The organism is Leisingera sp. F5 (assembly GCF_001593695.1).
In genome coordinates, this window is sequence record NZ_LUKH01000076.1 from 1 (window position 1) to 8425 (window position 8425).

The 8425-nt window shown below is 59.0% G+C and carries 9 protein-coding genes; 6 read left to right on the plus strand and 3 right to left on the minus strand.

Going from position 1 to position 8425, the window contains the following annotated elements:
* The 6 genes from A2I95_RS23655 to A2I95_RS23680 form a co-directional block, all read left to right on the plus strand.
* The coding region (locus A2I95_RS23655; protein WP_291733787.1) for an aldo/keto reductase at positions 1-418 on the plus strand (418 nt) is incomplete at its 5' end.
* A gap of 73 nt (positions 419-491) precedes the next feature.
* Positions 492-1829 carry a dimethylsulfonioproprionate lyase DddP gene (gene dddP / locus A2I95_RS23660; protein WP_291733789.1) on the plus strand — a complete coding sequence of 446 codons (1338 nt, stop codon included), beginning with the start codon at positions 492-494 and terminating at the stop codon, positions 1827-1829.
* A 95-nt stretch (positions 1830-1924) separates the two neighbouring features.
* Complete coding sequence (locus A2I95_RS23665) at positions 1925-3595, plus strand: BCCT family transporter (protein WP_134830540.1); 1671 nt, start codon at positions 1925-1927, stop codon at positions 3593-3595.
* 298 nt (positions 3596-3893) lie between these two features.
* Positions 3894-4076, plus strand: a complete 183-nt coding sequence (locus tag A2I95_RS23670) for a hypothetical protein (RefSeq protein WP_291733802.1) — start codon at positions 3894-3896, stop codon at positions 4074-4076.
* A gap of 667 nt (positions 4077-4743) precedes the next feature.
* Positions 4744-5031 (plus strand): hypothetical protein, encoded by a 288-nt coding sequence (locus A2I95_RS23675; RefSeq protein WP_291733792.1) that lies wholly within the window; start codon positions 4744-4746, stop codon positions 5029-5031.
* Between the two features lie 816 nt (positions 5032-5847).
* Positions 5848-6141, plus strand: coding sequence for a hypothetical protein (locus A2I95_RS23680; RefSeq protein WP_291733794.1), 294 nt, complete (start codon positions 5848-5850; stop codon positions 6139-6141).
* Positions 6142-6618: 477 nt separating this feature from the next.
* Here A2I95_RS23680 and A2I95_RS23685 read toward each other — a convergent pair whose 3' ends face one another.
* The 3 genes from A2I95_RS23685 to A2I95_RS23690 all read right to left on the minus strand — a co-directional run.
* The gene (locus tag A2I95_RS23685; RefSeq protein WP_291733796.1) at positions 6619-6975 is read right to left on the minus strand and encodes a GFA family protein; all 357 of its coding nucleotides are present in this window, start codon (positions 6973-6975) and stop codon (positions 6619-6621) included.
* A gap of 446 nt (positions 6976-7421) precedes the next feature.
* Positions 7422-7649, minus strand: coding sequence for a transposase (locus A2I95_RS42595; RefSeq protein ID WP_367152381.1), 228 nt, complete (start codon positions 7647-7649; stop codon positions 7422-7424).
* A gap of 439 nt (positions 7650-8088) precedes the next feature.
* Positions 8089-8425, minus strand: a 337-nt coding sequence (locus tag A2I95_RS23690; RefSeq protein WP_291733799.1) for a hypothetical protein, incomplete at its 5' end; no start/stop codon positions are given.

The window sequence follows — 8425 nt, forward strand, 5'->3', positions numbered from 1 at the left end:
CAACAAGACCGACTTCTTTACCGCGCAGATGTACAATGACCAGGCGTCCTATGACATCGCCTGTTCCGTGCAGCGTGTGGCCGAGGCCAAAGGCATCACTTCCTCGCAGGTGGCGCAGGCCTGGGTTCTGCGCAAGTCAGAGATTTCGTCGATGCTCGTCGGTGCGGACAGTGTTGCCCAACTCGACACTGCCTTTGCGGCGCTTGAGACAGAACTCGATGCAGAGGATTTGCACGAGATCGAACGCAACTACACGCCCTGTGACCTGATCAACGACTACACAGCAGAAAAGCGCACCCCGCGCACCCCGCGTGCAGCCATCGGCAAATATGCCGGCCAGACACCGGAAAACCACGACCTGAGCATCCCGAGTACGGCCATCGGCCAATACGCGGATCAGGCGGCAAACGTGGCTTGATCCACTGCCCGCGTGCCTCAAGCACGCGGGCATGTTTTCGCATGTCTCCAAGCTTCTGAAAGGGATGCACAGAATGAACTCGCATTACAGGGATCACCGGAAGATCGACCCAAGCCAGGGCGCACGCCTTGGCGACGGGACGGAAAATGACGGCAACCGGGTCGAGATCGGACCAACCGCGCTCGCCCATGCCGAATGGCGCGAGGCGGGTCTGGAACTGCCCGACCTGGCCGAGATGCGCAAAGCCCGCCATAAGCGCCTGACCGACGCCATCGTCGCGCGCGGCTATGGCGGCCTTCTGATGTTCGACCCTTTGAACATCCGCTACGCAACCGACACGACGAACATGCAATTGTGGAACACCCACAACCCGTTCCGGGCCTGCCTGCTCTGCGCCGACGGTTACATGGTTATCTGGGACTACAAGAACGCGCCGTTCCTGGCCGAGTATAATCCGCTTGTCCGCGAGAGCCGGTCCGGCGCGGACATGTTCTATTTCGCACGCGGCGACCGGATCGGCCCGGCGGCCGACGCCTTCGCCGCCGAGGTGGCGGACCTGCTTGCCACCCACGCACCGGGCCATACTCAGATCGGCATCGACAAGATCCAGCCTGCCGGATTGGACGCGATCCGCCGCGCGGGGTTGGAGTATCGCGACGGCGAGGAAGTCACCGAACGCACGCGGGGAATCAAGACCGAGCACGAGCTGCGCGCCATGCGCTGCGCCATCCATTCCTGCGAACGCGCCATGGCCGCAATGGAAGACTTCGCGCGCACCGAGATTCCGAACGGCGGGGTGACCGAAGACGACGTCTGGGCCGTTCTGCATGCCGAAAACATCAAACGTGGCGGCGAATGGATCGAAACACGGCTGCTCACCTCGGGGCCGCGCACAAACCCCTGGTTCCAGGAATGCGGGCCTCGGGTCATCTCCGAGAATGAGATCCTCGCTTTCGATACTGATCTGATCGGACCTTACGGCATCTGCGCTGACCTCAGCCGCACATGGTGGATCGGCGACGACCTGGCGCCGGCCCATATGCGCGAGAGCTATGCCGAGGCCGTCGAACACATCCGCTACAACACGGCGCTCCTGCAGCCTGGCCTCCACATGGAGGACCTGACCCGCTCATTGCATGTGCTGCAGGACAAGTATCAGGCGCTCAAATACTCCTCGCCGATGCACGGGGTGGGGATGTGCGATGAGTGGCCTCTGATCGCCTATCCCGACCGTCTGGTGGAAGGTGCCTTCGACGCCGTTCTCGAGCCCGGCCTGACGCTGTGTGTCGAGGCGCTGGTGGGCGAGGTCGGCGGGGACCACATGGTCAAGCTGGAGGATCAGGGCGTGGTGACCGGCAGCGGGTTCGAGACGATCTCAACCTATCCGCTCGACGCGCGCCTGATGGGCTGAGCAACCCAGTCAGAGTTTGCAATGCGCAAATCCCGCCAGCAAACCCCAAACACAGTCTGCTGGCGGAACAGTTTTCACAAACCAGGGAGGAAAGTATGAAACCACCTTTAGGAGAATTGGACATTCCAGTTTCGGAGAGCGGCTTTTACGCCGGGTTTTCGAAAAACGTGGCCGTTGGCGCCAAGCTGCTCGTCACGGCGCTGATCGTATGGGCCGTAGCCTTTCCCGAGAGCGCTTCATCGGCGCTGGGATCCCTCAACACGCTCATTCTCGGAGTGTTTAACTACTGGTACATCTATGCAGTAGCCTTCTTCCTCATCCTTTGCCTGGTGCTGGCGCTCCTGCCGGTCTCCGGCCGCTTGCGGTTGGGACTAGACGGTGAAAAGCCGGAATTCTCGAATTTCTCATGGTTTTCCATGATGTTCAGCGCGGGTATCGGGATCGGGATGCTGACTTTTGCGACCGCTGAACCGATTTACCATTTCCAGAACAACCCCAACGTGATCATGGGCGAAGTTGCCGGCACCTCGGCAGAAGCCGTACGCTCGGCCTATATCTGGTCCTTCGCGCATTGGGGGCTGTCGGCCTGGGGCGCATATGCAATTGCCGGGCTGGCCTTTGCCTATTTTTCCTACCGCCGCAATCTGCCGCTGACGGTGCGCACTGCATTGATCCCGCTGTTTGGCAAGTCGCTTTCGGGGCCGCTGGGGCATTTGGTCGACATCGTGTCGGTGGTCGCCATTGTTTTGGGCATTGCGCAGACGCTTGGGTTTGGTGTGGAACAATTCGTGGCCGGCCTGGCACGCATAGGCGTCGGTGACTGGCTGCTGGTGGCCGACGGAAACGGCGGCCAGAAAGCCTCTTTCGCCGCGATCCTGTTCGCCCTTTTGGTCATTGTCGGCGCATCTACGCTGTCGGCCCTGTCCGGTGTCGGTCGCGGAATCAAATGGCTGTCGAACCTGAATATGGGGCTGAGCTTTTTCCTGTTGGCGTTCTTCCTGATCTTCGGATCCACGATGTTCGCTCTCGAAGTGTTTTTCGTCGGCATCTGGGACTACCTGCTCGCGCTGCCGGAAATCAGTTTCACCGTGTGGTCTGATGATGGCACCGAGAAGGGTGCGGCTCTGGCCGGATGGCAAGGCGGCTGGACAGTGTTCTATTGGGCCTGGTGGATTGCCGTGACGCCGTTTGTCGGCCTGTTCCTGGCCCGGATTTCACGCGGTAGAACAGTGCGTGAATTCATTCTTGGCGCGATGATCATTCCGTCGATCATGTGCTTTATCTGGTTTGCCTTTATCGGTGGAACGGCCATTGATCTGGAACTGAGCGGCGCGGCCGAAAACGCGATCCTGGGCGTTGGGATTTCCGATCAGCTCTATGCCACACTTGCGGTCCTGCTCAGCGACGGGCTGACCTGGGTTTTCTCGGTTATCGTCGTCGTATTGCTGCTGACCTATCTGGTGACATCCGCGGACTCGGCTGTGTTGATCATCAACACCATCAACGCGGCCGGTGACGATGGTCCAAAGGCGCGCCCCCATATCATCTTTTGGGGTATAGCGCTGGCATTGGTCGTTGGCGCCCTGCTCGTTGTCGGTGGCCTGAAAGCCATTCAAACCGCGATGGTCATCGCCGCGTTGCCGTTCAGCTTTGCAATGGTGCTGATGGGCTTTGCACTGATCAAGGCGATCATCAACGATAGCCGCCGGAACGCGGCAGGAGTCGCATCGACAGTGGATGATGAGGATCCGTTACCGGCTGAATAACGGCACACAATACTCCCGGAGCGCCCGCATGACCTGTTGCGGGCGCTCTTTCTGCAATCAATCTGGGGAGGGCTTTGTCAGGTTCTCTGCTCGATGAAGGCGGATTTTTGCCCCGACAGCCGCACACCAGGTCCGCACGCATTGGCAACAAACTCCGGCCCATAGCACGTCGGGAAGATTAGCCGCTGAGAGGTTATGGCCACGCGCGCAGCCCTCAAATCGCGCAGCGGGTGGCCATAACCGGGTCTCAGGTCTCAACAGTAGTTTTGCGTAAACCACACCGCTGAGGAGGCCGGGTATGACCGCCACCTATTCTACTGCGCCGACCTTACTGGTCGCCATCGACATTTCCAAACACCGCCACGAAGTTCTGATCGGTGATCCCGGCAAGAAGCGCCGCCGCCACAGCCGCTCGATCCAACTGAAACTGACCTGCCAGACTGGATCTCGCAGCAGCACGGCGCCCCCCCGATATCGGTAGCTGCCATCTTGCCGGACCAGCTCGGTCATTTCAGCAACCAGTCAGCCCTGGTTTTCCCGACCCCTGTACGATGCCGCTGCGCCACCGGCGGGCACATGTTGAGCGCTTGATGCGGACGTGTGTGGTTGTATTGCCTGACGCATCAATCAATGACGATCTGCGCCTGTTTTGTGGTCTTCAATCGTTCGGCATTGGGCATCTCACGGCGAAGCGTTCCATTGAAACGTTCGCTGTATTCGTTCTCCTAGGGTGATCCCGGAAAGATCCGAATTGGGGTCACACCGACCTTCTCGAGCCAGCTCCGGGTTGCCTGGGATGCAAACTTCGGGCCGCAGCCGGTTTCGAGGGTGTGCCGTGACCAGATGCGGAAGCGCAAAATTGTCCCGGTTGCGTCAGGCGTATTATCGAGCTCAGGATTTCTCCCGTGCGTTAGGACCTAAGCATCAGGGCCCTATTTCTCCGCGCTGAATGCCAGCTGGCCGCATCGGCAAGGAGCACGGCGCAGAAACATTTGAATGGGGTTTTCCACATTCCCGTTGTCTCCGGCCATCCCGATTTTCGCCTTCCTGGCCTATATTTGTCCAGATATCGGAGATCAGCAGGACAGGGCCTGAACACGCGTTTGCGCGAACGGGAAAGGCTTGCCCCAGGAACAGAAGGATAGGTCATGACCGAACGCAGGAGCCACATGGTCAAGTTCCGCTTAAACGAGACTGAGAATCAGCAGCTGGAACAGCTTGCCAGGCAGAGCGGCTTTGCAACAAAAGCAGGTTATCTGCGCCATGCAGCGCTGGAGGCAGGCGGTGGTGATGCGGCCCTTGCAGAGGAGATCGGAAAACTCGGTCTGGCGGTCAACGCCCTGCACGGCCGTGTTCCCGCCTCCCGGATCGACCGTCTCGCCGAAGCGGTCTGCCAGCTGGCCGAGGCTTTGGCCATGCGCGGGGCGGCACGCTGATGCGCCCATACGTGACCTTCCACAAAACCGCCCAAGCCGCCGTCGCTTACATTTTCGACGATGGCGCGGAAATTATTGGCGGCACGATCCCGGTGCTGCCCCGGCGTCGGCTTAGTCAGTATCTCGACCATCTCGCGGCGGGTCATGACATCATTCATATGACGCTGTCCTTGCCCGAAGGATTGCGCGCAAGTAGCGGCCAATGGATCCGGATTTTCCTGACGGCGCTGCGCGAAACAGGTTTCCCGGAATTCGCAACCCCATGGCTGGCCGCGCGTCACCCCGGCAAAAGTTGCGACCATGTCCATTCGGCCATCGTATCCCGGACCTTTTCGGGTTGGGTGGTCAGGCCGCGGGTGTCCCGAAAAAACACCGACCGGGTGCATGGGATGCTGGCACGACATCTGGGCCTCGAAAAGCCTGTGTATTTCGACCCGAAGATCCCCGATCTGACCCCGCCAGTGCCGCAGCGGAACCTGACCACCGATCTCCGCCGCCAGTTGCATACCGACCTCGACTCAGTGTTCCGGCATCAGCAGCCACGGTCCCTCCCCGAGCTCGACGCCGCCATGGAACTAGCCCCCGGTGAGTTTCGGCGCACCCGGGTCCTGAACTCGCACAGGACCAAAAGCGATCTCTGGGTGAATGGTGCTGGCAGCGTGCTAGGTGGAAATCTCGGTCCGGCTTGGGAACCGCGGCACCTGCGCAGCCGCCTCGAATTCACCCGCAAATTGGACGAAGCACGAAGGTTTCTGGAAGCCGCTAGTTTTTTCAATGCCCTTAACCAATACAGACCCGAATTCACGGAGTTCATACATGACCACATCCGTACCGAAAACGCTTCACCTGCCCCAGGACCATCAGGTGCTTCTCGACCAATTGATCCGGAACGAGGAACACATCAGAGTGTTGCACCCACTACTCGCGCTTCTGGAAACGCCCGAGCGGGACTCCAAGACCCTGGCGCAAGGGCTTCTGTCAGCGCTTCTCCAGATCTCCGAGGACCTGCGCCTCGGCCGTCAGCAGCAGGAAGCCAACCACCAGCAAATGGCCGCCCTCGAACGAAAGCTCGACAGCGTGCTGACCATCCTGAACCTGCCCCTGGAGTGACGTTTGGCATCCTCTTGCGGCATGTCGTCGCCTGCATCGGCGCAGGTCGCGGTTCTTGGCAGATTGCCCGCCAGGACGGGGAATTTCCGCTGCGCATCATGTTCGGCGATGGCAGCTTTGCCGCCGCCGGACCCCGCAGGGCTCTCGTGCGCGGCCCAGGAGGTGAGGCTGAGCAATTCTGCCGGTCCTATACCACCTTGATTGCACCTTCCCTTGGGATCCCAGTCCCGGAGGCGTACAGCGGCCCGTCGCTCGAGTGATCGGATGCCAGCCGGGGGATTGGAAGCTGCTTTTAGGCTGCAGCCGACGCGGAGGGAAAGCCGCGATTAGAGCGGTCTCCGCAACAGATCAATATCGGATTTTGCTTTCATAAGTTTCCTGCGGCCAACAGCCTGCTGGACCCGCGCTGCCGGGGGCTGGGAAGGACTTTCATATGTGAAATTCTGTCAATGGCCGAGGAGTTAGATTTGACTGTCCTCAGTCGAGGGATTGTCCATCGTAAATGATCTCGGGAAGGCGCAGCGCATTGATACCATCGACGCAGCCAAGGTTAATTCGGTAGTGGCCCGGATTTAGGCGAGTTTCGACGAATGTCTGAATACCACATTGGCTGCAAAAGTGATGGCGGGCTGTCATCGAGCCAAATTGGTATGTTGATAGGGCATCCCCCTTCGCTGAGATTTCAATGTCTTCCGGCGCTATCGCCGTCATCGACATGGATATGCCTTTACGGGCGCAGATGGAGCAGTCGCATCGCATGGCCTGCTCTATCTCGGGTGCAGAGAACGTGAACTTCACTGCACCACAGTGGCAACTTCCGGTGTATCTGATCATCTGTGCCCCTTATGTTTGCTTCCTAACGAGGCTACATTATTTGGGTCTTAACACTTTCACCGGCCGCGACATGCTTAGTCGGCTTTGGTCAACTCCGACCTATACTGACGAAGGTCTTGCATCGCCGGTTTGTAAGCTAAACCATTACTGTATACCGACCTTGCGTAAGTCTTTTCTTATTCGTGCCTGTCTGGATGCAGGATCACCAAGTACCGTTTTCGGCGCGCACCGGTTGATGAGGGTGCCGCCCTTTTTGTTGTCGGCTATCCCGACCGAGCCCCGCACGCGGCGCCCTCGACTGGAAAAGGTGGTGTTTCCATCGCCGTGCGCCAGAGCTGGATCGCGAGCTTGCGAGCGACGGCGACAATGGCATTTTACCCGATCCCATGCTTCGCAAAATAGTGATTGTAGATGGCCTTTGCCTCTGGATCGTGCCAGGTCCATTGTCATGCCGCTTCGACCAATATGCCGCGCAAGCGTTTCTGCCTGACCGGGCGTGGCTTTGCTCTTGTAGGGCTTCTGCCGCTCGAACTGACGACGGGGGCAAGACCGAGATAGGATGTGACTTCCTCCGGTCTGTTGAACCGTTCGGGTAAGAACAGCTCTGCAGGAAAATGCGCCGCCGCCGTTTCGCCTACGCCGATGACCGAGGTGAGGTGCTTGAACCAAAGCAGCCATCCGCCAGGCGGCGGCGGTCCTGGCTAATGCTGCCTCCTGCAACGTTGGCAGCGAAGCGCAGACAGCGACCTTTGCACAGTCGTGGCTCCTCGGGCAGGGCAATAGGCACGACCGGCCTTTTCCGGACCTTCGCCCTAGCTTCACGTTGCTGCAGGCGCAGCCCGCTTTCCGGTCATTCGCCGCGCGAGCAAAATCTGGAGATGATCGAACTCACAGCCTGCGGGACTTGCTGCCGTTCGCCGCAGGTGCGAAAGACGCGACAAAAAGCGGTCACCTCAGCCCCGACGAGCGGAGAGCCGTCATTCTCTGCGGGAGCGTGTGACTTTTTCGGAAACGAAGAAGCCGACATTGATTTCATTTCGCGAAATTGGGTTCGAGTAGAAGGCAACCACGCTTGACTCGACCCAAGATAAAACATTGCGTCCACAGAAACGGCTATGCTCCGTCTTCGCTAGCGCTGGATGCCTCACTGTTCATTGGCTTCAAATTGATGCCGAGTTTGTTGGCTAGGGTATCGATGCGTTGCGGCTCCACTTCGGAACGAACGCTTTCAATCACCTCTACAAAGTGACCTCTTTGTTCGTCGTCAACCTTGGCAAGCGCAGATTTCAACGATCTAGAATGCCTTTCAACAAAACCTACACCTTGCTCGCTCGCGGATGCGATGGCCGGCGTGGCAAAATTTCTCACTTTTGCATCGTCGGATGACTTGGAGAATATCTTATCGGCAAGTTCCGAGAATCTGGCTTGGACGTATCCGAAGGTTGCTTTG